20 protein-coding genes and 2 pseudogenes are annotated in these 20,708 nt (G+C 42.7%); 15 read left to right on the forward strand and 7 right to left on the reverse strand.

Going from position 1 to position 20,708, the window contains the following annotated elements:
• Window positions 1-92: 92 nt before the first annotated feature.
• From LCY76_RS06850 to LCY76_RS06860, 3 genes and pseudogenes are all read right to left on the reverse strand, one after another.
• Window positions 93-357, reverse strand: a pseudogene (locus LCY76_RS06850) (VOC family protein); the annotation flags it as partial.
• A gap of 72 nt (window positions 358-429) precedes the next feature.
• A complete protein-coding gene (locus LCY76_RS06855; RefSeq protein ID WP_248254614.1) occupies window positions 430-1,296 on the reverse strand; it encodes an RNA polymerase sigma-70 factor in 867 nt (288 codons plus the stop codon).
• A gap of 10 nt (window positions 1,297-1,306) precedes the next feature.
• A complete protein-coding gene (locus tag LCY76_RS06860) occupies window positions 1,307-2,596 on the reverse strand; it encodes a phytoene desaturase family protein (RefSeq protein WP_248252010.1) in 1,290 nt (429 codons plus the stop codon).
• Window positions 2,597-2,716: 120 nt separating this feature from the next.
• Here LCY76_RS06860 and LCY76_RS06865 point away from each other — a divergent pair, with 120 nt between their 5' ends.
• The 3 genes and pseudogenes from LCY76_RS06865 (at window position 2,717) to LCY76_RS06875 (ending at window position 4,460) form a co-directional block, all read left to right on the forward strand.
• Entirely contained in the window at window positions 2,717-2,983 is a 267-nt protein-coding gene (locus tag LCY76_RS06865) for a hypothetical protein (RefSeq protein ID WP_248252011.1), read from the forward strand.
• 140 nt (window positions 2,984-3,123) lie between these two features.
• Window positions 3,124-3,327: pseudogene (locus LCY76_RS06870) on the forward strand (VOC family protein); the annotation flags it as partial.
• Window positions 3,328-3,509: 182 nt separating this feature from the next.
• On the forward strand, window positions 3,510-4,460 hold the full coding sequence (locus LCY76_RS06875; protein WP_248252012.1) for a nucleoside hydrolase: 951 nt from the start codon (window positions 3,510-3,512) through the stop codon (window positions 4,458-4,460).
• 183 nt (window positions 4,461-4,643) lie between these two features.
• On the opposite strand, the gene LCY76_RS06880 is transcribed toward LCY76_RS06875, so the two are convergent.
• Together LCY76_RS06880 and LCY76_RS06885 are read right to left on the reverse strand one after the other, a co-directional pair.
• Complete coding sequence (locus LCY76_RS06880; RefSeq protein ID WP_248252013.1) at window positions 4,644-5,240, reverse strand: YczE/YyaS/YitT family protein; 597 nt, start codon at window positions 5,238-5,240, stop codon at window positions 4,644-4,646.
• A gap of 38 nt (window positions 5,241-5,278) precedes the next feature.
• Window positions 5,279-5,704: a GNAT family N-acetyltransferase gene (locus LCY76_RS06885; RefSeq protein WP_248252014.1), complete on the reverse strand. Its 426-nt coding sequence runs from the start codon at window positions 5,702-5,704 to the stop codon at window positions 5,279-5,281.
• Window positions 5,705-6,157: 453 nt separating this feature from the next.
• On the opposite strand from LCY76_RS06885, the gene LCY76_RS06890 reads away from it, so the two are divergent.
• The 9 genes from LCY76_RS06890 (at window position 6,158) to LCY76_RS06930 (ending at window position 14,092) form a co-directional block, all read left to right on the forward strand.
• Window positions 6,158-7,375, forward strand: coding sequence for an MFS transporter (locus LCY76_RS06890; protein ID WP_248252015.1), 1,218 nt, complete (start codon window positions 6,158-6,160; stop codon window positions 7,373-7,375).
• Between the two features lie 210 nt (window positions 7,376-7,585).
• Complete coding sequence (locus LCY76_RS06895) at window positions 7,586-7,750, forward strand: hypothetical protein (protein WP_156316240.1); 165 nt, start codon at window positions 7,586-7,588, stop codon at window positions 7,748-7,750.
• Window positions 7,751-7,783: 33 nt separating this feature from the next.
• Entirely contained in the window at window positions 7,784-8,317 is a 534-nt protein-coding gene (locus LCY76_RS06900; protein ID WP_248252016.1) for a histidine phosphatase family protein, read from the forward strand.
• A gap of 86 nt (window positions 8,318-8,403) precedes the next feature.
• The gene (locus LCY76_RS06905) at window positions 8,404-8,826 is read left to right on the forward strand and encodes a VOC family protein (RefSeq protein WP_248252017.1); all 423 of its coding nucleotides are present in this window, start codon (window positions 8,404-8,406) and stop codon (window positions 8,824-8,826) included.
• Window positions 8,827-9,175: 349 nt separating this feature from the next.
• Window positions 9,176-9,853 (forward strand): response regulator transcription factor, encoded by a 678-nt coding sequence (locus tag LCY76_RS06910; RefSeq protein WP_248252018.1) that lies wholly within the window; start codon window positions 9,176-9,178, stop codon window positions 9,851-9,853.
• Window positions 9,850-11,229: a sensor histidine kinase gene (locus LCY76_RS06915; RefSeq protein ID WP_248252019.1), complete on the forward strand. Its 1,380-nt coding sequence runs from the start codon at window positions 9,850-9,852 to the stop codon at window positions 11,227-11,229. The genes LCY76_RS06910 and LCY76_RS06915 overlap by 4 nt, the downstream gene beginning before the upstream one ends.
• Before the next feature lie 105 nt (window positions 11,230-11,334).
• Window positions 11,335-12,435: an ABC transporter permease gene (locus tag LCY76_RS06920; protein WP_248252020.1), complete on the forward strand. Its 1,101-nt coding sequence runs from the start codon at window positions 11,335-11,337 to the stop codon at window positions 12,433-12,435.
• Window positions 12,432-13,121 carry an ABC transporter ATP-binding protein gene (locus tag LCY76_RS06925; RefSeq protein WP_248252021.1) on the forward strand — a complete coding sequence of 230 codons (690 nt, stop codon included), beginning with the start codon at window positions 12,432-12,434 and terminating at the stop codon, window positions 13,119-13,121. The genes LCY76_RS06920 and LCY76_RS06925 overlap by 4 nt, the downstream gene beginning before the upstream one ends.
• Window positions 13,122-13,240: 119 nt before the next feature.
• Entirely contained in the window at window positions 13,241-14,092 is an 852-nt protein-coding gene (locus LCY76_RS06930) for a DUF2785 domain-containing protein (protein WP_248252022.1), read from the forward strand.
• A 364-nt stretch (window positions 14,093-14,456) separates the two neighbouring features.
• On the opposite strand, the gene LCY76_RS06935 is transcribed toward LCY76_RS06930, so the two are convergent.
• Entirely contained in the window at window positions 14,457-15,683 is a 1,227-nt protein-coding gene (locus tag LCY76_RS06935) for an MFS transporter (protein WP_248252023.1), read from the reverse strand.
• Between the two features lie 104 nt (window positions 15,684-15,787).
• On the opposite strand from LCY76_RS06935, the gene LCY76_RS06940 reads away from it, so the two are divergent.
• The 3 genes from LCY76_RS06940 (at window position 15,788) to LCY76_RS06950 (ending at window position 19,570) form a co-directional block, all read left to right on the forward strand.
• A complete protein-coding gene (locus LCY76_RS06940; protein WP_248252024.1) occupies window positions 15,788-17,596 on the forward strand; it encodes an SgrR family transcriptional regulator in 1,809 nt (602 codons plus the stop codon).
• A 165-nt stretch (window positions 17,597-17,761) separates the two neighbouring features.
• Entirely contained in the window at window positions 17,762-18,448 is a 687-nt protein-coding gene (locus LCY76_RS06945; protein ID WP_248252025.1) for a YflT domain-containing protein, read from the forward strand.
• Window positions 18,449-18,595: 147 nt separating this feature from the next.
• Entirely contained in the window at window positions 18,596-19,570 is a 975-nt protein-coding gene (locus tag LCY76_RS06950) for a polysaccharide deacetylase family protein (RefSeq protein WP_248252026.1), read from the forward strand.
• A gap of 106 nt (window positions 19,571-19,676) precedes the next feature.
• Here the strand turns inward: LCY76_RS06950 and LCY76_RS06955 are convergent, their stop codons facing one another.
• Window positions 19,677-20,621 (reverse strand): aldose 1-epimerase, encoded by a 945-nt coding sequence (locus LCY76_RS06955; protein ID WP_248252027.1) that lies wholly within the window; start codon window positions 20,619-20,621, stop codon window positions 19,677-19,679.
• Window positions 20,622-20,708: the final 87 nt, after the last annotated feature.

The raw sequence follows: 20,708 nt of genomic DNA on the forward strand, positions 1-20,708 counted from the left end.
TTCGGAAGTTGTTTTAGTATACCTTGTTAGTATGAACATAAACTGTAATCCTGACAACAATAGAGGACCTCATTATAGGTCCTCATCAAAAATCAATATGCTCCTGCAGAATGGGTCAGTTCATAGCTGTGGCTGTAGATATCTATCAATAAACCGAACGGATCTTCACCATACATCATCCGGTACGGTTTCTCACCCGGGTAATATTCGCGGATCGGCATTCGCTGGTGCCTTGCTCCAAAAATTTTTTATCGCAAGGCCTTCAACATCAGGCTCCTGGACAGCAAAGTGGAACATACCCGTCTACCAGAATTCAAAATTATTCTCCGGGTGTTCGCTGTTCGGGAACTCGAACAAGAAGGGACGAAGCGATTCAATGAGCTGCTCAGGATAAAAAGACTGCTCTCTTGTGAGAAAGCAGTCTTTTTTTTAGGCAGAGATATGAGTAAGTTTATCGGGATTCATGATCGAGTAGATGTTTTGAATTCTATTATTCTCAATATGAAGGGACATGACAGCATAGACACGCCCGCCAACCGTTAAAATCATTCCAGGCTCGCTGTTTACCGTAGTAAAGGTATAGCTGACATCTTTCGGAAGCTTTGGCAAAATGCCTTGGTAAAAGCGTGAAATGCGGTCTGCTCCAAGGATCGGGAAGATAGCGGCTTTTATTTTTCCGCCTCCGTCTGTGATCAGGGTAGCGTCAACTGACAACAGGCTGAGCAAAGTATCGGTATCTCCGGAAGTGAGTGCACGAAAGAACTGTTCGGTGAGTGACGCTCCTTTTTTCGTTATTTTCTTTTCTTCAGAAGGACTTCCGATGCTTTTCTTCGCCCGATGAAAGATCTGCCGGCAATTCGTGCTGCTTTTGCCAACCATTTCGGCAATATCCTCATAACTGTATTGTAAGACTTCCTTAAGGAGAAACACCGCTCGCTCTGTTTCCGACAACTGCTGAAGCAGAAGCAAGTAAGCCATGGATACTGATTCTTTCATGAACATTTGATGGGCCGGATCTTCACTTTGGGTGTTTTCTGTAAGCAGCGGCTCAGGCAGCCACTCTCCAACATACTGTTCTCTTTTCTTTCGAGCAGACTTCAGCCGGTCGATACAGCGGTTGGTTACCATTTTGCATAGATAGGCTTTAATATTCTGAATGTGCTCGGCCTCTGTTCCATTTAATGCGATAAATGTATCCTGGATGATGTCCTCGGCGTCCTGTACACTGCCCAGCATTCGGTACGCCAAGGAAAAAAGAAGTGGGCGATGTGTGGTATAAAGCATTTCCGTATCGATCGGACTCACGTTATGCCTCCTTTTGAATTCCGCGGTTCACAGCTTCCTGAACAATAGCTGATGCGGCTCTTTTTGCACTTGCGAAGGCCGCATCTACGAGCATTTCGCCATGGCCAGCGCCATCTCCTGCAATATATAATCCAGGAATTTCCGGGACGGATGGGCCATAGGAAAAGTGATGGTTCATTGCACAGGAATCTTGCATCACGGCAATGTGCGGAAGGAATTGATAGGCTTTCAGTTCCTTTCTCCAGCCGGGCTGCAGCATCTCTAATACATGTTCCAGCTCCTGTTTACATTCTATTGCATTATTCTCCTGTTCTGTCCCCAAATATTTAATGAGCTGACAGACCACTGAACCGTCTTCACTTAAACGGGCAGCTCTAGAATGATTGGAAAATAAAATGTGTTGATCCACTCCAATCGCAAACTGCTGGTTCGGATTCGGAAGAGTGTGCAGCGAGACATCAAGACAAGCAGCAAACACCGGTTTTGCCCTTTCCTTCCAGGCGGAAAGAGACGTATTTTCAGCTCCCTCTATCAGTCTGAACGTTTGCTCCGGGCTTGCAGTAGATAGTACAGAATGCGCATTAATCGTTTCCCCATTAGACAATGAGAGGGTAAAAGAATCGTTCTTTAGGACAGAAGAGACGGATTGATGAGTGAGGATTGTTACGCCCGCTTTCACCGCTATCTCTTTTAATTCTTCAATAATGGTTTGCCAGCCGCCATCTACATAAATGACGCCGTTCATGCCTCTCAAAACCTGTTGTATTACAGCACCAGCTCTTTGTTCATCCGGGCCAATGCAATAGGTTGATGTACGGCATAACGCGTAAAAAACGTGTCTGACCATGGGATCTTTAATTTCAGCTTCTGCCCATTGTCTCAAACTCATATCTCCCATTGTTTTAGCATCGATTTTTTTCAGTTTGACCAAAAGCTTTCCTAATTCCATTTTCCCTGGCCAAGAAAGAAGCCTGGTGGAAAGCAGAGAGCTTAAACTGCCCGGAAGCGTATATAAAGATTGATTCCAAATGGCACTGCCTTTCGTTTCCGGCACACTTCCTGGTGGTTTAATCCCAAGCTCGTTTAGTATCGCTTCCGCCTCACCACCTTTATAGAGAGCATGCCCGCCAAGGTTAAGATAGGCTCCATTTTTTTGGGCTGTTTGCGCCCGGCCGCCCAGTTGTTTTCCTTTTTCAATGACCACAGTTGAAATTCCGTCTTTGGCTAAATAAACAGCAGCTGTTAACCCTGCAATTCCTCCGCCAATGATCGCTGTTTCAAATGTTCTCATAAGATCACCACTTTCTCTTTTACAAACAAGACGAGAAAAGGCCATCATCTGTGACAAAAAGAAGAGAAAATTTTTTGACAAAGGGCAAACTAACAAAAATGAAGCAAGGGAGTGGAATACATGCAAATGAACGGGAACATTATCTCTGGTGAATTTGATGAGGGAATGAACGAGTTTTCGCTTCAGCAAGTGAAGCATCTTACAACACAATCTACACTGTCAGTCAGCCAGTTAAATAAACTTTACGGTTATCTGCAGAAACATCAAAGTGATTTGGATGGCCAGGTGATCACTCTTTATGATGCAATGCCGATCAGACTGAGCCAGGAGGAAATTGGTCTGCTTCTGCAGGACTTAGGGAACATTCAATCTCAATATCAGCAGTAAGCAACTTTTTTGGAAGAGATAAAATAACTCGGTTTAGGAGTGGAAAAACTGAACTGGCACTTGCTGTTATGACGGCAATCTACTATGTGTTTTTATTGATCATAGGGGCAAGGCCAAACCATTTCTTTAAAAGCTTTTTTCCTGACGGGGCAACCAGAACCACGAATTCAATCGAAGTGCCTTCAGTAGACGAATACATAAAAAAGGTTACAGAAAATGGCGGACGAGTGGTAGTACCTAAAAAAGCTATTCCAAATATGGGTTACTTTGCTTATTGTTTAGATAACCAGGGAATCCTGTTTGGAATATCCGAAATGAATGCTAATGCATATGTGAGTTCTTAATAAAAATGGACTTCCAAATTAATCGACGCCTTTTTACGGTTTTTTTCTAATTGAACTAAAAGGAAAGCTATTTAGAGAAGAAGGAAGGAAATTCTCCAGGTATTTATTGTGGATACTCTTATCCACGGAGCATATCGGTGATCTTTGGTGTCATATACATTTAGAGAAATGGAGGAATGTGTATGCCCAAAAAGGTTCTTCTTTTTACAGATTTGGGAATAGACGATGCTTTTGCTCTCATATATGCTTTCTTCCGCAAAGAAGAAGTGCAAATATTGGGTATCGTAGCTGATTATGGTAATGTATCCAGAGTTGATGTTATTAGGAATATTAATTATATAAAGTTCATTATGGGACAAGAAAAAGTCCCCGTATTTCTTGGTGCTTCTGTCCCTTTAACGGGTATTTCGGTACAGTATTTTCCTGAAGTACACGGAAAAGTTGGATTAGGACCAATCATTCCCCCCGAGATTCCTTATCCTGTATTCCCTTTTAATGATATCTATCAGATCATTGATGCAAATATTGAGGATCTATCAATCATCAACCTTGGAAGACTTTCTTCATTAGCAACCGCATTTGTTCTTAATTTAGAAAAGATGAGAAACGTTAAGGAATATATCTGCATGGGAGGAGCCTTCTTTGTTCCTGGAAATGTAACGGCCGTAGCTGAAGCCAATTTTCACTCTGATCCTTATGCAGCGAACCTCGTCTTGCAGCATGCGAAAAATTTGACACTTATCCCATTAAACGTCACTCAGTATGCACTTGTTACTCCCGAAATGGTTCAAACCATCCACAGATTTCACCAAAACACAAAGGACCCCGCAGGACTCATCATTAAACCGATGTTGGACTACTACTACAATTTTTACTCTCAATCTAATCCAGGCATAAAAGGAAGTCCGATGCATGATTTTATGACCATTTGGTATCTGTTAAATCCTAATTTTGTTAGCCTTACAAAAATTCCTATAAAAGTAATACCAGATCGGGGGGAGGGATTTGGTCAAAGCATTGCCGACTTGCGTTTTACAACAAACCCAGAGTATAAAATACATAGTGTGGCTGTTCACTTTAATTATGAGGCATTTAAAAAAAGCATTATGGATACTCTTTTAATATGGAGGTAGAAGGTTTTCTCTAACTAACTTTTGAACTCCAATCCATTCACCTATGTTAAGGGGAATAAGTTAATAAAAGAGCGTAGCTATCATCTGAGTCTCACAATTTGTGCGTGATGGGACTATTAAGAGAAGATTTTCAACTGGCAGCTTTTCTAAAGCATAGGTTCGTTGAACAAGAAAACGCGGTATTTATGTCTGATACAGTCTGATGGCATAGGGCATGAAAAAGGAAAGTATGGTTCCATTGAAGAAGGCGGTTAAAATCGTTCCGATGCCGATGGGTCCGTGGAGAAGAAAGGCGAGCAAGAGAATTACAACACTGATGACCAGCCGGGAGACAGCGATCGTCCAGCCGGCCTGTTTTTGAAGGATGAGCATGAGCCGGTCAAGAGGAATGGGTGCAAATTCAGCTTGTAAATATAGGGATGTTCCGATACCAATGAACACCATCCCTAAAGCGAGCAGTGAAAATTGAGAGAAGTACGTTACTGGTTTCAGCCACCCTTCGAGAGTGAATAGCCAGAAATCGATGCCAGCGCCAGTAATCAAGGCAGTCAGTAAAGCCAGGTATTCAGGCCTGGTTCGGCTAGCAGCTGCATTTAAGAAGATCATCAACAGGGCAATAATAATCTCCCAAGAGCCTACCGTGAGGCCGATGGTTCTAAATGATCCAACGAGAAGCGCGTCATATGGAGAAGTGCCGGAGTTTGAAAGAATGGTTAAGGAAATGCCAAGCGTTAGAACAATGATTCCTAAAGAAAAGAATGATGATTTTCTGAAAGTCATGAAGTAGCCCCTTTAACAAGTTAAAACCTTGGAAAAGATTATCCAAGGTTTTTCTTCATTATGATATGCGGGATGCCATCTTCAATAAATACACCGGATGCGGATTTATAACCCAATTTTTCATAAAAGGGCTCTGCTTGGGTCTGGCCATGCAGTTTGGCAGACGTTAGCCCTTTTTCTCTCGCACTTTCCTCAAGCGTGCTGATGATGATTTTACCAACACCGAACTTGCGATGGCTGGGAAGTACGCAGATCCGTTCGAATTTTGCCACGCCATCAACAATCCGCCATCTGCCAGTACCGACGGGTTGATCTCCGTCCATTACAAGAATATGCTCTGCGGTATCCTCGTGCTGATCAAATTCATCCTCAAGAGAAACGCCTTGTTCTTCGACAAACACCTTTTTCCGAATCTTAAAGGCATCTTTTCGTTCTTCCGCTGTATTCACGTGTTTAGCTTCCATTCTTTCATCATCCTTTCTATGTACATCATAAATAATGTTCGTTGCTCTGGCAAAAGGGATGATTTGGAGAGTGGATGTTACGTATTCTGGCGGCTGAAGTGGAAAATATTTCTCTTGTTATCAACCGTTTTAGAAATCAGATTTGTTACTAATCTAGTAAAGGACTTGGGTGGACCGCCTACGGTTGAAAGCTCGGAGATCTACAGATTTAACTGGCTCAATCAAGGAACCAACACAATGTTTGTCAATGCATATACCTTTTTGGCGTTCAACACAATAATTACATGTATTTATATGGGTTTCTTTTTATTACGGAAAAAATGGTTGTAAGACTGCCTCCGCAGTCTTTTTTTTATATCGTGAAAGCCATCCTGTACAATGCATGTCATGTTAAAATATGGTGGGTACGTTAAATATTGTGCGGGGGCATCGGGAGAGGGGTTAAACAATAGAATGTGGAAGAACCGAAACTTTTTATTACTCATGTTTGGTGTTGCGGTTTCGAGTACCGGCCTATGGGTCGGGATCATCGGCAACCTGGAATTTTTGCAAAAGAACGTGGAGTCATCCTTTTTACAAGCATTGCTTCTATTATCGGGGTTTTTGGTCGGAGTATTCCTGGCTCCAATGGCTGGGAGGATTATTGATCGGGGAGATAAGAAAAAAATACTCATCTATGCGGGTCTTGCGCGGTCTTTTGCGATCGTTTTCATGTACCTAGCCATTGCCAACGATAATGTCTGGTGGATGCTGATCTACACGTTTATCATCGGAATTGCAGGGACGTTTTCCAATCCGGCCATGCAGACACTCATTCCGTTAATCGTGAAAAAAGAAGATCTGCTGCAGGCAAACGGTGTATACATGAACATTTTTACCGGTGCAAGAATTGCTGGGACAGCACTTGGAGGGGCGATGCTCGTCGGCATGTCGTTAACGGCGATGTACACGGTGACACTCGTATCCTATATTATTTTACTTTTCTCTACGTTTTATATTGCAGTAGAGCAAAAGCCTAGAGACAAGTCAGCAGACAGTAAAAAAGAAAGCTTCTTCAGTACGTTAAAAGAACTTTATCCTATCGTGAAAAATCAATCTAAGGTCGTCTACGGTATCTTTCTTCTTATACCGCCGTATTTGTTTCTTTCCGGCTTTAACTTGATGGTCATCGAGATCAGCCAGATTCAGCACAATCCCGGAATCAAAGGAATTCTCTATACAACAGAGGGACTGTGTGTGTTTCTTGGCACCTTTTTAGCAAGAAGGTTCTTTCGTGAACGTCCGCGATTGCCGTATTTGTTTGCAATCACATTTCTCATCGCGGCCGCTCATACATCACTATTTTTAGCCAATCATCCCGTGATGTCTGTCATTTCGTTCGGCTTGTTTGGTCTGTCAGCGGGCATGCTTTTTCCGGTGACAACGACCATCTTCCAAACCGATATTCCTTCTGACTATCATGGACGGTTCTTCTCCATCAAAGGCATGACAGACAACATTATCTTTCAAATTCTCATGCTGTTAACCGGGTTATTCCTGGATACCATTGGTTTTGAAAAAATGGTCATCGGCTTTGGTATCAGCTCATTTGTCATAGCTTCCATTATTCTGCTGCAGTATCGGTCAAAGATGAATCGAAATAAAAGAAGGCCTGTAGCTGTGGTGAAATAACTACTTGAGCTACGCGCTGGCCATTGAGGTGAAATAGCTTGAAGACCAGAGAAGAATTTCTCATGGATCAGGAGGAATGTGCATTTTAACAGAGAAGTTTAATAGGGCAGTGATGGTTTTATACCATTCCAGCCTTTTTCTTCATCATTTGCGAATTCGTTTCATAGGGTAGAGCAGAGAGATGGTATAAAAAAGGGGAGGTTATGTCTGGTGGCTTGGTTATTGCTGCTGTTGATTGCAGCTGCCGTTATGATTGGATTTTTTGTAAACTCCAGCAAAGCAACGAGGACCATACTCCAAGAGGATGACCCGGTTAAACTTCTAGAATCAGAGAATGCGAAAAATAATAGTTCATACAATGGAGGACCGATGTAATATCGGTTCTTTTTTCAGGAAAGGCAGGTGCATATGCAGATCTTATTGATTCGGCATGGTGAATCAGAAGATGACTTTCTAGATGAAGACTACACTGGCTCAATTGATTTGCCGCTGACAAGCAGAGGGGTTGAACAGGTGGAAAGGATGGCACAGCGTGTTTGCGCTGAATTTCCCCCCGATCTGATTTTGAGCAGTACACTGATCAGAGCCAGACAGGCTGCAGATCTTTTATCCAAGACGACTGGCTGCTCAGTAACTTACATTGATAATCTTAAAGAAAAACAGGAAGATGAAAGTAAAACAGACTTCAGGCTGAGAGGGGAAAAGGTCTTATCTTCAATTAGGGAACTTGGCAAGGATATTAACAGAGTGGCGGTTGTTACTCATGGAGGTATGATCACCCAGATCATTGAAGGTTTCCTAGAGCTACCCCAGTTCAACTCTGTTTGGTTTCACTCTGACAATACAGGCATCCATCTGCTTGAATACACTCGAAACGGCCAGCTCATCCGATTCACAAATTGTACCGCTCACTTAAAAAATAATGAGCAGTTGATTGAATAATATATTGCGTCATAATGTCACATATAGTAAAATAAACAAGAACGTTTGTTCGAAAAAATTCAAAATAAAAAAACGAGGTGTCTAGTATGATCGTAGGGCTGTATCCTTATTTAGTAACGAATGGAAATGGACAAGAAGCGGTTAAGTTTTATGAAAAGGCATTGAATGCAAAGGTTTTATCTGTACAAACTTTTGGCGACCAGCCGGAGAATCCGGAATATCCTGTTCCTGCAGAAGCTAAAGACCGTGTAATGAATGCCCATTTAAAAGTGGGAGATCATGACTTGATGCTTTCTGATACATTCCCAGGGATGCCCTATGAAACTGGAGACCAAGTAACAGTAGCAATCACGATTGACAGTGTTGAAACATCAAAAGAAGTTTTTGATAAATTAAAAGAAGGCGGCCAAGTAATCATGGAGCTGCAAGAAACCTTCTGGAGCCCATCTTATGGCCAGCTGAAAGATAAATTCGGTGTAACGTGGCAAATTTCAACATTAGGAAAATAAGTTAACTCATCCAAAAAAGCTGCTGCGGCAGCTTTTTTTGTTTTTGAAACTGTCCTTCCACCAGGTAGCAAAGTATGATGAGGACTACTGCGTTTGTAAAGCCTTTGCCTGCGCGCTTTCTCATCCCGTGAAAAAAGATGTTCTCCATTTGTTTTTTTATTGCTATACAACAACAGAGGAATCCACCCAAGCGTTAAGACAAAGGTTATAAGAAAGGTAAGCCAGTCATCCCGGCCTGCAGTTTTAATCACCCCTGCTTTAGTAAACTGCTACCCGTATTTTGCCTCAAATTGTGTATGATATGATTGTCGGTATTTTTAAATGATGAAAGAAGGAGAAGTTCCTTTCCATGATACATATTCTAATAGTGGATGATGATCCTCATATTCGCGAACTGCTGCAGCACCACCTGCAGCTTGAAGGGTACGCCGTCCATCTGGCACAGGATGGCGAAGAAGCTTCTTTATTGCTTCAATCCAAACAGATGCACCTGGCTGTTGTGGACGTGATGATGCCCCATAAAGATGGGTACCAGTTGTGTGAGGAGATAAGAAGATATTACGACTTCCCGGTCATACTGCTGACGGCCAAAGACCAGCTGCTCGATAAAGAAAAAGGATTTACGGTGGGTACGGACGACTATATGACAAAGCCCTTTGAACCCAAAGAATTGATCTTCCGTATGAAAGCCCTTCTGCGCCGTTATCAAATGGTCAATGCCGAAAAGATAACCTTAAACCAAACGATCATAGACCGGAAAAGTTATGAAGTGTATTGCAGTGGAACGCTGCTCATGCTGCCCATGAAAGAATTTGAACTCCTGTCACAGCTGGCAAATTATCCGGGACGTATTTTTACGAGAGAGGAACTGATCCACCTGATCTGGGGTTCTGATTTTGCAGGGGATGACCGAACGGTCGATGTCCATATTAAACGGCTGCGCGAACGTTTTGCTTCAAGAACTGACGACTTTACGATCAAAACGGTTCGGGGTGTAGGCTATAAATTGGAGGCTGCTAAGAAATGAAGACTCTTTACGTACGAATCGTAGTGACCACCATCGCGGTTATGATGATCAGCAGTCTCCTTGCTTTTGTGATCTCCAATGCTTATTATCAGAAAAGCTTAAAGCCCTTTAATGATAAAAAAGTGACCAGGATTGCAGAAGAAACTGTAGACTATTACGAAAAAAATCCACAGTCGAAACTCAATGATTATCTGGATCACATCGGTCATACCGGGTACCAGATTTACTTGGTAGATCAGCAGCATCATGAATCGTTTTTTGGAGGAACCTTTAGGAAAAAGGAAATGGATCCAGCCATCGTAAAACGTGTGCTGAATGGAACAGTCTATCACGGGATTGCACAATTTCCTTCCACGCCATTTGTGACAGGCTTTTTCGATAATGTCCTGAAAAATACGATCGGCATGCCGCTGGAAGCTTCCGGAAAACAATACGCTCTGTTCATCCGGCCAAACATTGAGCTCCAATTCGGCGAGATGAGGATCTTTTTTTCCGTGATCTTATTGCTGACGATCCTGCTCAGCATTATCCTCGTCGGAATCAGCACACGCTATCTGGTAAAACCGATCATCAAGCTAACCGAGGCAACCAAAAAGATTGCAACCGGCAACTACAACATCAAATTAAATGAAAAGCGGAAGGATGAAATCGGCAGTTTAGCGACCAATTTCTCCGAGATGGCGAAGAGTCTTGAACAGTTGGAAGAGATGAGGCAGGAGTTTGTTTCAAACGTTTCCCATGAGATCCAGTCACCGCTTGCGTCGATCAAAGGATTTGCCCAGACTCTCCAAAACGATGAACTGGCATTGGATCAACGAAATCGATATTTATCCATCATTGAAAAAGAGAGTACCCGGCTGTCACAGTTGAGCAAACAGCTCCTCGTGCTCGCTTCCCTTGAAAAAGAAGAAGCCATCATTGAGAAAAGCACGTTTGATGTGGCTGCTCAGATCAAGGAGATCTTGGTCATGACGGAATGGAGCTGGCGCGAGAAGGAGTTAGCGATTGAGATGGAACTGCCTTCGACCTTTATCTATGGAGATAAAAAGCTTCTGCATCAAGTATGGACGAACTTGATTACCAACAGCATTAAGTTTACCGAGCCAGGCGGAACGATCTCCATTCGTCTCAAAAAGCAAGATCGAAATTGCCGCATCTCGATTTCTGATACAGGGATCGGTATTTCAGAGAAAGACAAGCTCAGCATTTTCAACCGTTTTTATAAAGCGGACAAGTCGAGAGAGAGGAAAGAAGGAAGCAGCGGATTAGGGTTATCGATCGTTAAAAAGATTACCGATCTGCATAACGGTGAGATTAAAGCAGAAAGCGAACCTGGCAAGGGTACGACCTTTCATGTCCGGATTCCAAGAATGTAACCCGCTGTTCATCTCCTGTTCATAAACCACTTCTATGATTGATTTTGTACTGAGAAAGAATGATTTCTTCAGTCCAAAACAAGATAGAAATGGAGCTGAATCACCATGTTTCTCGCACTAAGAGAGATAAAGCATGCGAAAATACGTTATTTGTTAATCGGTCTGATTATGGTGCTGATCTCCTTTCTTGTCCTTTTTGTCTCAGGACTCGCAAAGGGGCTGTCATCAGATAACGCCTCATCCATTCAAAGGATGAACGCAAATTATATCGTTCTGGATAAGGAGTCAGATCTGCGTCTGAACCGTTCGCAGCTTTCGGAAAAGAAACTGAGGGATATTGCAAGCTATGCTGATCGAAATCAGGTGACCCCACTCACTATACAAATGACCACCGTAAAGAAAGAGGGATCCTCCCCAAAATTAGATAGTACGGTTTTTGCAGTTGATCCAACGAGCTTTCTCGCACCTTCAGCAGTTGAAGGAAAACCGCTGCAGCAGGCCCAAATAAACGAAGCTGTAGGCGATTTGTCATTAAAAGAGGATGGATTTCAAATTGGTGATCGAATAACAGAGGAAACTTCCGGAAGAGTAGTAACTCTTATCGGGTTTACGAAGGATCAGTCATATAGCCACTCTCCGGTACTTCACCTCTCGTTAAAAACCTGGAAAGCTATGCATACAGGCAAGCAAGATTCACAGCACATATATAATGCAGCGGCACTGAACGTAAATAAGAACGAGGCAGAACAAATCGAGAACCATGTTCAAGGAACAGAAGTGATCTCAAAAGGGGAAGTCTTAAAAAGTATCCCTGGGTACAAGGAAGAACAAGGCTCTCTGCTCATGATGATCATCTTCCTATTTGTAATCGCTGCTTTTGTGCTGAGCGTGTTCTTTTATGTCATCACGCTTCAAAAAGTAAATCAGTTTGGGGTTCTAAAAGCGATTGGCGCAAAATCCGGATATCTTTCACGTACCGTGGTTTATCAAGTGCTGTCTCTTACGATGGTAAGTCTCATCATAAGCATCATTCTTACGTTTACGGTGGCTAACCTATTACCCGCCGGTATGCCGTTTCTACTGAGTATTCCGCTGATCACGGGCTGCTCGATTCTCTTTTTAACCGTCTCCGTTATCGGCTCCCTTATCTCACTTTATCAGGTCATTAAAATTGATGCCGTAGAAGCCATAGGGAGGGCAGCATGATGGAAAACAAACTGGTATTGGAAAACATCAGTAAAACATTTGGAGATGGAGATAAACAAGTCAATGTCTTAAAAGAGATATCATTAGAAGTGAAGGCGGGAGAATTTGTCGCAGTGGTCGGGCCTTCCGGTTCGGGTAAAAGCACGTTCCTGTCCATCGCCGGAGCACTATTAGCGCCTACGAGCGGACGCATCGTGATCGGGGATGAGGATATCAGCACTTTGCCGGTCAAACAATTGAATGATATCCGGCTGCATAAGATTGGCTTCGTGTTTCAGTCCGCCAACCTTATCCCGTATTTAAAAGTTAGAGACCAGCTCTTGTTGATTCCGGAACTGGAAAATAAATCGTCAAAAGAGGCAGGGAAAAAAGCGGATGAGCTTCTTGAACGGCTCGGTCTGCTTCATCGAAGAAATCATTTTCCAGAGCAGCTGTCCGGCGGAGAACGCCAGCGTGTGGCCATTGCCCGGGCATGGATGAACGATCCAGAGATCATCTTGGCAGATGAACCGACGGCGAGCCTGGATTCCGAGCGTGGCCGCACCGTTGTTCAAATGCTGGCGGATGAGGTGAAGCTAAGAGATAAAGCGGCGATAATGGTGACGCATGATCAGCGGATGCTGGATTTATGCGACAGGGTCGTCTATATGGAGGACGGGAACCTTTTACCACGTCCTTCAATTTAAGAAATAACCTTCACGAAAGAACTGCTGCGTCAGTTCTTTTTTTATTTTTGGTTGTTGTGATATGAGAGTTTTGTAGTACGATATAAATAGAAATTTTTGTAATTTATGGAGGTTTTTAAATGAAAAGTGTTGCGAATACCGCTTTCATGAACGAGGAAGAGCTAAAGAACAAGCTGGCCGAATTAAAAAATGGTGAGAAATCATGGGAAGAAGAAGATAAGAGTTATATCGTACAATCCATGATGGAGCATCTCGGCTCAGTTGACTCAGATTTAAGGGATGAGCTCATCTATGACATGTTTTGCAAATTGATCATCGATAACCAGCTGGAACATGAAGTGCTGAGCGGTCTCCTAACACAATGTTTAAGTGAGTCCTTTTTATTTAAAGGATTGGGTGAAGAGGGAGCAGATACCGTCTTTAAAAGGTCCTTTTCTGCATTAGTGACCGCCCTTATCCTGTATAAGGATAACCAGGAAAGCTTTTTGTCTTCTGAAACGATCCATGAAGGTGCTAAAGGCTTATTGAAATGCCTTAAAGAGGAGAAGGACTATCGCGGATTGGTCGATGGAAAAGGGTGGGCACATAGCATTGCACACATCGCGGACGCAGTGGATGAGGTTGTGAAGAACTCAAAATGTAGCAAAGAAGTTTTTCCTGAAATCCTGGATGCATTATGGGGTAAAGTACTAATCTCTAACTATGTCTACATCCACAATGAAGACGAGCGGATCATCACACCGATCCTAGCATTATTGGAGAACGGCCTAGCCGTTGAAGAGGTTAAAACACGAGTGGAACAAATGCCACAGCACCTAATCGAGCAAAAAGAACAACTGGCTGAAAAGGATTATTATGTTTTAAAAGCGAATAGCAAGAATTTCTTGAAAAGCTTTTACGTTCAACTGGCGGATCATGAAAGTTTATCTGCTCTTCAGGAGTCCGTTCTACAACATTTAAAACAAATATAGAGATAAGAATGAAAACGGCCGTTAATATTACATCGAGCGTCTTAATGGGAATTTACATCTTGGTGAAGTCATTTTAACTTTAAGTACGATAGGTATTACTGGCAACCTTCACTTGAGTTCTATCTCCTCAATACGTTTGGTGGAATGATAGGATATTTACTCATTATGATTGGTCTTTTATTGTTCAAAAGGAATAGTATAAAAAATCACATATTAAACTTGAAAAAGTAAAATGAAGTATATAATTTTGGTACCAAAATTAGCTAAACTTCAACAACGCCGTGTTGGTTAAGGAATATACGAAATAAAAGGTAAAAACAGTTGTTAATCATTCATTGATTACAACTGTTTTTTTTGTAGATGATTATACCCGCCATAAGGACGATCTCCAATATGCTAAAAAGATAAGAACATTTGCCAGTGCAGCAATCCAAAAGACGGTACCGGGATGCGAAAACTTCGCGATCCAGCCGGCGGCAACAATGGCAATCGGCATCCCGAGCTTAAAGATGGATCCGGTAAGGCCGCCGATCCGGCCGATGAGGTGCTGAGGTGTCGTCTCCTGCCTGAACGTCCAGATGCATACCGAGGATATCGTTCCAAACAACCCTTCAAAAAACAAACCTGTCGCAAGCAGAAGAGGGGTATGAGCAAGAAATAAGATAAAGTACCCCAAACCTGAGCCAAATGTCGTCAAACCAAGCAGTTTGCCGAGCTTCACTTTTCTCCTCAAAATACTGACCATACTGCTGCCCGCCAAGCCGCCCACCCCTGCAAAGGAAAGGGTTAATCCAAGCTCTGATGTGGTCAGTCTCAATTCATCCTTGGCAAAAAAGACAATCATCGTGTCGACCATACCAGAGGTAGAATTGATAAAAACAACAAGAATAGTAATGAGCCAAAGCCGCCGATTTTCGCGGAGAGCTATCCACCCTTCTTTTAAATCCTCGAGAAAGTGCTGCTTTTTTCGAACAACCACTTCCTTATGATCAAGCTTCAACAATAATAAAAAAGTGACGAAAAAGGCAACAGATGTAAGCAGCAGTCCATCATGAAGACTCGACAGCATCAAGATAAACCCTGTAATCGCTGGCCCCATAATACCGATCAGTGTTGTCACGAACGAAAACGAGGCATTGGCCGGTGTGAGCAGTTCGTTCGGAAGCACCTGTTTGACCATACTGTAGCGGGCATTAAAGAACGCGTAGCTGCATGTCATAAGCAGGAAACCACATACATAAAAGAGCGGTAAAGAATGATATCCCATCTGCAGGGCCAAGAACAATCCGAATAAAACGACACTCTGGATGCCGATCGTCCAAAGAGACCAATGTTTCTTGTTCACCCGGTCGACGAGCACTCCGATGAACATGGCCAGCAGCAGATTTGGCAAAAATTCGATGGCCCTCATGTTCGACATCGCCACCGATGAATGGGTGAAATCATATAAAATGAGGGGAAGAGCAAGCTCATAGATCTTCCCTCCGACCGAAAAGATGAGTCCTGTAATAAACAACAGCATAAAATTCTTATTTTTCCATAACACCGGCTTTTCTGCAGCCGGCATCTGAACGACCTTTTCCATCTCCATCAGAAACGCTCCCTTCTATTACCAGTGTATCTTCCTTAAATATGAAAAAAAGTGTAAATTAAAATCAAAACCTTTCATCTTTTATCAAAAAGGAGAGTGACCGGATGCAGCTGCAGGAGCATTACCTCACTTTAAAACAACATTACAGAGATACGGGGATCCATCTGCCGCTTTCGGTCACACTGGAGGAGATCAGTTCGGTACTTTTTTGCTCCAAGCGAAATGCAAACTTTCTCCTGAACAAGATGGTGGATCAGGAGTGGGTGAGCTGGTTGCCAGGCAGGGGGCGGGGGAATCGTTCGTCTCTCGCTTTTTTAATAGAGCAGAATTCCTTTCTGATGGAGCTGGCAAAAGAGAAGGTAGTGAAGGGTGACTTAAGTCAGGCTCAGCAACTTTTACATAACTATGAACTGGATGCAGCGTATCAGCAGGAATTCAATGTGTGGGTACAGCAGCAGTTAGGCTATCATCTGGAACAGAAGGAGAACATCGCGATTGACGTGCTGCGGTTCCCGTTCTATAGGGAGATCAAAGACATTGATCCGGCGTATGTGAATCGGCGGACAGAAGCACATATGATTCAGCAGATTTTTGATACCCTTCTTGTCTATAACGGTACTTCAGGTAAACTCGAACCACACCTTTGCCATCATTGGCGCAGTGATGAGTCGCTGATGGTCTGGACGTTCTTCCTGCGGAAAGGAATTCTGTTTCATCACGGGAAGCTACTAACAGCTGAAGACGTTAAATACACCATCGAGCGAATTCACGATCCTATTAACGGTTCCCCACATCGATGGATGATGGAGAAGATTCAATCTATCACGGTTGTTCATGATTATGAACTAAGAATTGAACTGTCCGAGCCGAATGGCCTTTTTGATTATTATTTTAGTACGGAACGGCTTTCCATCGTGCCGCGTGATTTTGAATTGTTGTCTAACTATAAACGAGAGCCGGTTGGGAGTGGTCCATTTATGGTGGAGAGCAATGACGAGTCACAGCTTCAGCTTACTGCACATGCGCACTACTTTAAGGAACGGCCTTTTTTAGACCGGATTGAAATTTGGGTATGGCCAGATTATGACGGGGAGAAGATGTTGTTCGTTCCTCCAGGTGAGATGAAATATGTGCCGCATCCTATAGTCGCTAGTGAAGTTGAGGCGCACTACAAGGCACTCGATCATATTGAAAAAGGAGCGACCTACCTGATGTTCAACCTGAAAAAAGGAGGGCCGCATTCTTCGTTTCTTTTCCGTAAAGCGATCGAGCAAGCTGTTGATTCCCAAGACTTGATTGAAAAACTGGGTGGGAAGAGGATGCTGCCGGCAGCAGGTTTTCTCCCAGCACGTTCAATAGAATCGCAGAGAACACCATCAAAGTCTGAAGCGAAACGCCTCCTTATTGATACCGAATACAAAGGTGAACCTTTAAAGCTATATACCTATGAAATGAGATCCAACGAATTAAACGCAGAGTGGGTAAAAGAGCAGCTTGCCAGTGTGGGAGTGGAGATAGAGATTGTGGTTGTACCCATCGAGGAATTGAAAAAAGCAGAAGTGATGCGGGAGGCCGATCTTATCCTGTCAGGTGAGGTCCTTGCCGATCCTGTGGAATTAGCTCTGCTCGATATGTATGAAGTGGGCAATTCCTTTATCAGCTCTTTGATGGATGACGACCTTCGTGCAGAAAAGGACCAGATGATCCAGCAAGTATTTAAAGCCACTACAATGGATGAAAGAATGCAGCGATTTTACGAATTGGAAGATTTGCTGAAACAGCGCCATGCTCTCCTATTCCTCTACCATTCAAAACAGAGCATTCTCCACCATCAATCATTGCAGGGTGTAACGCTCAACACATTGGGTTGGGCGGATTATAAAGATCTATGGATTGAGAGAGTAAAAGTATAGTATCTGCAAGGTTCGAATAAAAGCCTGTTTATCGAAACTGGGATAAACGGGCTTTTTCATGCTTCAAAAAATGAAACCTGTATATTTTCCTTATTTTTGTTTGCAAAGTGTAGATCCGGGTACTTAACCACAGTAGAAAGACCATTTATAAAGGAGGAATTCATTATGGGCAAGCATGTCATAGGTGTATATGAATCTGAAGAAGCGGTCGTAAGTGCTGTACAGCAATTGCAATTGAGAGGATATGACACAGATGAGATCTCCGTAGTAACGAATCATGATCATTATACGGATACCGTCGAAACAATAACCGGTGCAACGGTTGACAATGTGAATGAAGAACCTCATAAAGAGTCTTTCTTGGACAAACTGAAAGCTGCGTTTATGGATGATGAGTACACGAACAGCAAGAATAGCCTGGGCGAAAGACTATCGGATTATGGAATACCTGACCGGGAAGCTGCATCCTATGCTTCTGACGTAGAATCAGGAAAAATTTTGTTGCTGGTTGATTCAGACCGTGATCTTGCAACGGATGAATCAGATGCCTTAAATCCTACGAATGCTGGGATTGATTATGGAACATTTAGGATAGCTACGGATGTGGAAGATACCAGAGATGGATACTCTGCAAGGAACACTACTGACAATAACCATCGTGACAGAGACTTTCGAAGAGATGCTGATGTAATGGATAACACTGAGCGGCCTCTCCGGGCAAACTCGGATCTTACGGATGATACAGACCGAGAGTTATACCCAGATGAAGATGTAAGGAATGAGGCAGACCGCGACTTTAGAGACCGGACAAGACGGACACCAAGAAACTCGGACGAAGATAAATTGTTTTAAGTAAGAGTAAAGGCACCCCTAGTTGGGTGTCTTTTTTGAACCTCATAATCAGATCGTATGGATGTTTACATGACTTTAATCCAATTGTAATGGTCCCTTCTGATTCCTCGTTTACAATTAAGCATTGTAAATAAAGGAGGGCACAATATGTTTAAAAAATTTACCGGTTTATTAGCAGGATTCCTAGTTAGTCAGCTTGCGGTTAACCACTGTGCATTTGCTGCATCCTATACCGTGCAAACGGGAGATACCATCAAGAAGATCTCAGACAGGTATAAAACGTCTACGGATAGAGTGGTAAACCTGAATAAATTATTTACGGCTGATCTGGATCAAGGACAACGTGTAGAGATTCCTAATCCAATTCAGCACATTGTAAAAGAAGGAGATACACTCTATAAACTCTCCGTTCAATATGGTGTTTCTACAACGCAAATGAAACGAGCAAATCCACAAATTATAAATGATCAAAGGATCTATCCGGGACAAATCATTAAGGTGCCTATGAAAAATCAACCCGGTTACTATATGGGTAATACAAGTAAGAAGGAAATTGCCCTTACTTTTGATGACGGACCGGATAATCGGTATACTCCACAAATTCTAAAAATCTTAAAAGAAAAAGGGGTTAAAGCAACTTTCTTTGTGGTTGGAGAGAGGGCAAAGAAATATCCCGAGAGACTTAAACAAATTGACAGAGAAGGACATGCTATTGGCAATCATACTTGGAATCACCCGAACATCACACAGCTTACAGACCAGGAATTAGAGAAAACGGTACAGTCTACAAGTACAGAAATTGAAAAAATTACAGGTGTCAAAACAAATTTATTCCGTCCGCCGTTCGGTGAAATGAACGATCACCAGCTAGCCATGCTTAATCATCGTCACTATCATTCGATTTTGTGGACTGCAGATACCAAGGATTGGGATGGGACATCGGCTAAAGAAATTGTATCGTCAGTAAACAAGAATGCGAGCCCTGGAGTCATTGTTCTTCAACATTCCTATCATGAATCCGGGAAATTCGAAACGGTGAAAGCTTTGCCCCAGATCATTGATCAATTACGTGCAAAAGGATATAAATTTGTTACCGTTCCAATACTTATAGGCGAAAATTGAGCGAACTGGTGTGTAAGTGGAAGATCAACAGAGCTGTTTTCTCGATATAAATAGACAGCACAAAAAAGGGAGCCCTTCTTTAATGAAGAACTCCCTTTTTTGCGTCTTAGTGACGCTCGATTTTAAACCTTGAGATATATTCTTTTGTGTCCTTCGGTTTAATATCGTCTAACCCCGTTAAAGTTCTTGGGAGCTGCTTCAAATTCGGCGCATTGGTCACCCAGGAATATGGTTCAACAGCAAGCAGGTTTTCATTACCGCTGGCTGTGAATAAAACCCATTGGGTAAAATCATCAGAAAGGGAGTAGGAGACTTTAATGCCTTGTCCAGGACGTTCGATGCCTGCCGTCTTGTTTTCGGTCATTAAGAAAACATCATCCATCGCCACGCCAGACAGGGAATTTCCCTCTGAAAACTCATAATTATTGGCGACACGTTCCAGTTCCCCTGTAGGAAGATGCCTATCGTTAAGCTGCCATTGTTCTTCCACATCAATCAATAATTTAGCTTCCCCGGGAAATTGAAAAGTGGTATGGTAGCCGATTCCGCAGGGCATAAGGGAGTCGCCGTTATTTGTGATTTCAGTGGTTTGTATCACTTCTTTTCCTGCGATCTCAATCGTCATCGTGATCGAAAAATCGTGAGGGAATTGATTGAGGATGTCTGGATGTTCAACTGATCGAAGCTGTGTTTTCATTCTAGGGATGCTGTTATCTATCTCAAGAACGCTCCATTCCTTGTCGTGAACAAACCCATGGATATGAACATTCTCTTTCGGTCGATTCATCTCCAATTCGTATTTCCGGCCATTATACTCAAACACAGCATCTTCTATGCGGTTAGGTGGGAACAATACAGGTGTCCCGAACACCATCCTTCGCGTTTCGTATTCAGCTCTGGTTTTGGGCGTTTTCAGTATTTCAGTGTTTGTCTTTTTATCAAGAATAGAAATCATATTGCTCCCTTGTGAAGGAAGGACAATGGCCTTTATCTCTTCGTTTTCAATGGCATATGCCGTTTCATCCAAGAATGGAATACGTTTCACACTCATTTAAAAACCTCCATCAAGTTCAGTGTCGAATAATAGTATTCCCTTTCGATGTTCAATACAAGCCTTTTGATTTATTGAAGAAAATAA

The sequence above is a fragment of the Fictibacillus marinisediminis genome, from assembly GCF_023149135.1.
Taxonomy (GTDB): domain Bacteria; phylum Bacillota; class Bacilli; order Bacillales; family Fictibacillaceae; genus Fictibacillus_C; species Fictibacillus_C marinisediminis.

Excerpts from the sequence above, each read along its gene's own strand:
- LCY76_RS06860 (WP_248252010.1), bottom strand. The coding sequence starts at position 2,596 with ATGAGAACATTTGAAACAGCGATCATTGGCGGAGGAATTGCAGGGTTA.
- LCY76_RS06865 (WP_248252011.1), top strand. The coding sequence starts at position 2,717 with ATGCAAATGAACGGGAACATTATCTCTGGTGAATTTGATGAGGGAATG.
- LCY76_RS06875 (WP_248252012.1), top strand. The coding sequence starts at position 3,510 with ATGCCCAAAAAGGTTCTTCTTTTTACAGATTTGGGAATAGACGATGCT.
- LCY76_RS06880 (WP_248252013.1), bottom strand. The coding sequence starts at position 5,240 with ATGACTTTCAGAAAATCATCATTCTTTTCTTTAGGAATCATTGTTCTA.
- LCY76_RS06885 (WP_248252014.1), bottom strand. The coding sequence starts at position 5,704 with ATGGAAGCTAAACACGTGAATACAGCGGAAGAACGAAAAGATGCCTTT.
- LCY76_RS06890 (WP_248252015.1), top strand. The coding sequence starts at position 6,158 with ATGTGGAAGAACCGAAACTTTTTATTACTCATGTTTGGTGTTGCGGTT.
- LCY76_RS06900 (WP_248252016.1), top strand. The coding sequence starts at position 7,784 with ATGCAGATCTTATTGATTCGGCATGGTGAATCAGAAGATGACTTTCTA.
- LCY76_RS06905 (WP_248252017.1), top strand. The coding sequence starts at position 8,404 with ATGATCGTAGGGCTGTATCCTTATTTAGTAACGAATGGAAATGGACAA.
- LCY76_RS06910 (WP_248252018.1), top strand. The coding sequence starts at position 9,176 with ATGATACATATTCTAATAGTGGATGATGATCCTCATATTCGCGAACTG.
- LCY76_RS06915 (WP_248252019.1), top strand. The coding sequence starts at position 9,850 with ATGAAGACTCTTTACGTACGAATCGTAGTGACCACCATCGCGGTTATG.
- LCY76_RS06920 (WP_248252020.1), top strand. The coding sequence starts at position 11,335 with ATGTTTCTCGCACTAAGAGAGATAAAGCATGCGAAAATACGTTATTTG.
- LCY76_RS06925 (WP_248252021.1), top strand. The coding sequence starts at position 12,432 with ATGATGGAAAACAAACTGGTATTGGAAAACATCAGTAAAACATTTGGA.
- LCY76_RS06930 (WP_248252022.1), top strand. The coding sequence starts at position 13,241 with ATGAAAAGTGTTGCGAATACCGCTTTCATGAACGAGGAAGAGCTAAAG.
- LCY76_RS06935 (WP_248252023.1), bottom strand. The coding sequence starts at position 15,683 with ATGGAGATGGAAAAGGTCGTTCAGATGCCGGCTGCAGAAAAGCCGGTG.
- LCY76_RS06940 (WP_248252024.1), top strand. The coding sequence starts at position 15,788 with ATGCAGCTGCAGGAGCATTACCTCACTTTAAAACAACATTACAGAGAT.
- LCY76_RS06945 (WP_248252025.1), top strand. The coding sequence starts at position 17,762 with ATGGGCAAGCATGTCATAGGTGTATATGAATCTGAAGAAGCGGTCGTA.
- LCY76_RS06950 (WP_248252026.1), top strand. The coding sequence starts at position 18,596 with ATGTTTAAAAAATTTACCGGTTTATTAGCAGGATTCCTAGTTAGTCAG.
- LCY76_RS06955 (WP_248252027.1), bottom strand. The coding sequence starts at position 20,621 with ATGAGTGTGAAACGTATTCCATTCTTGGATGAAACGGCATATGCCATT.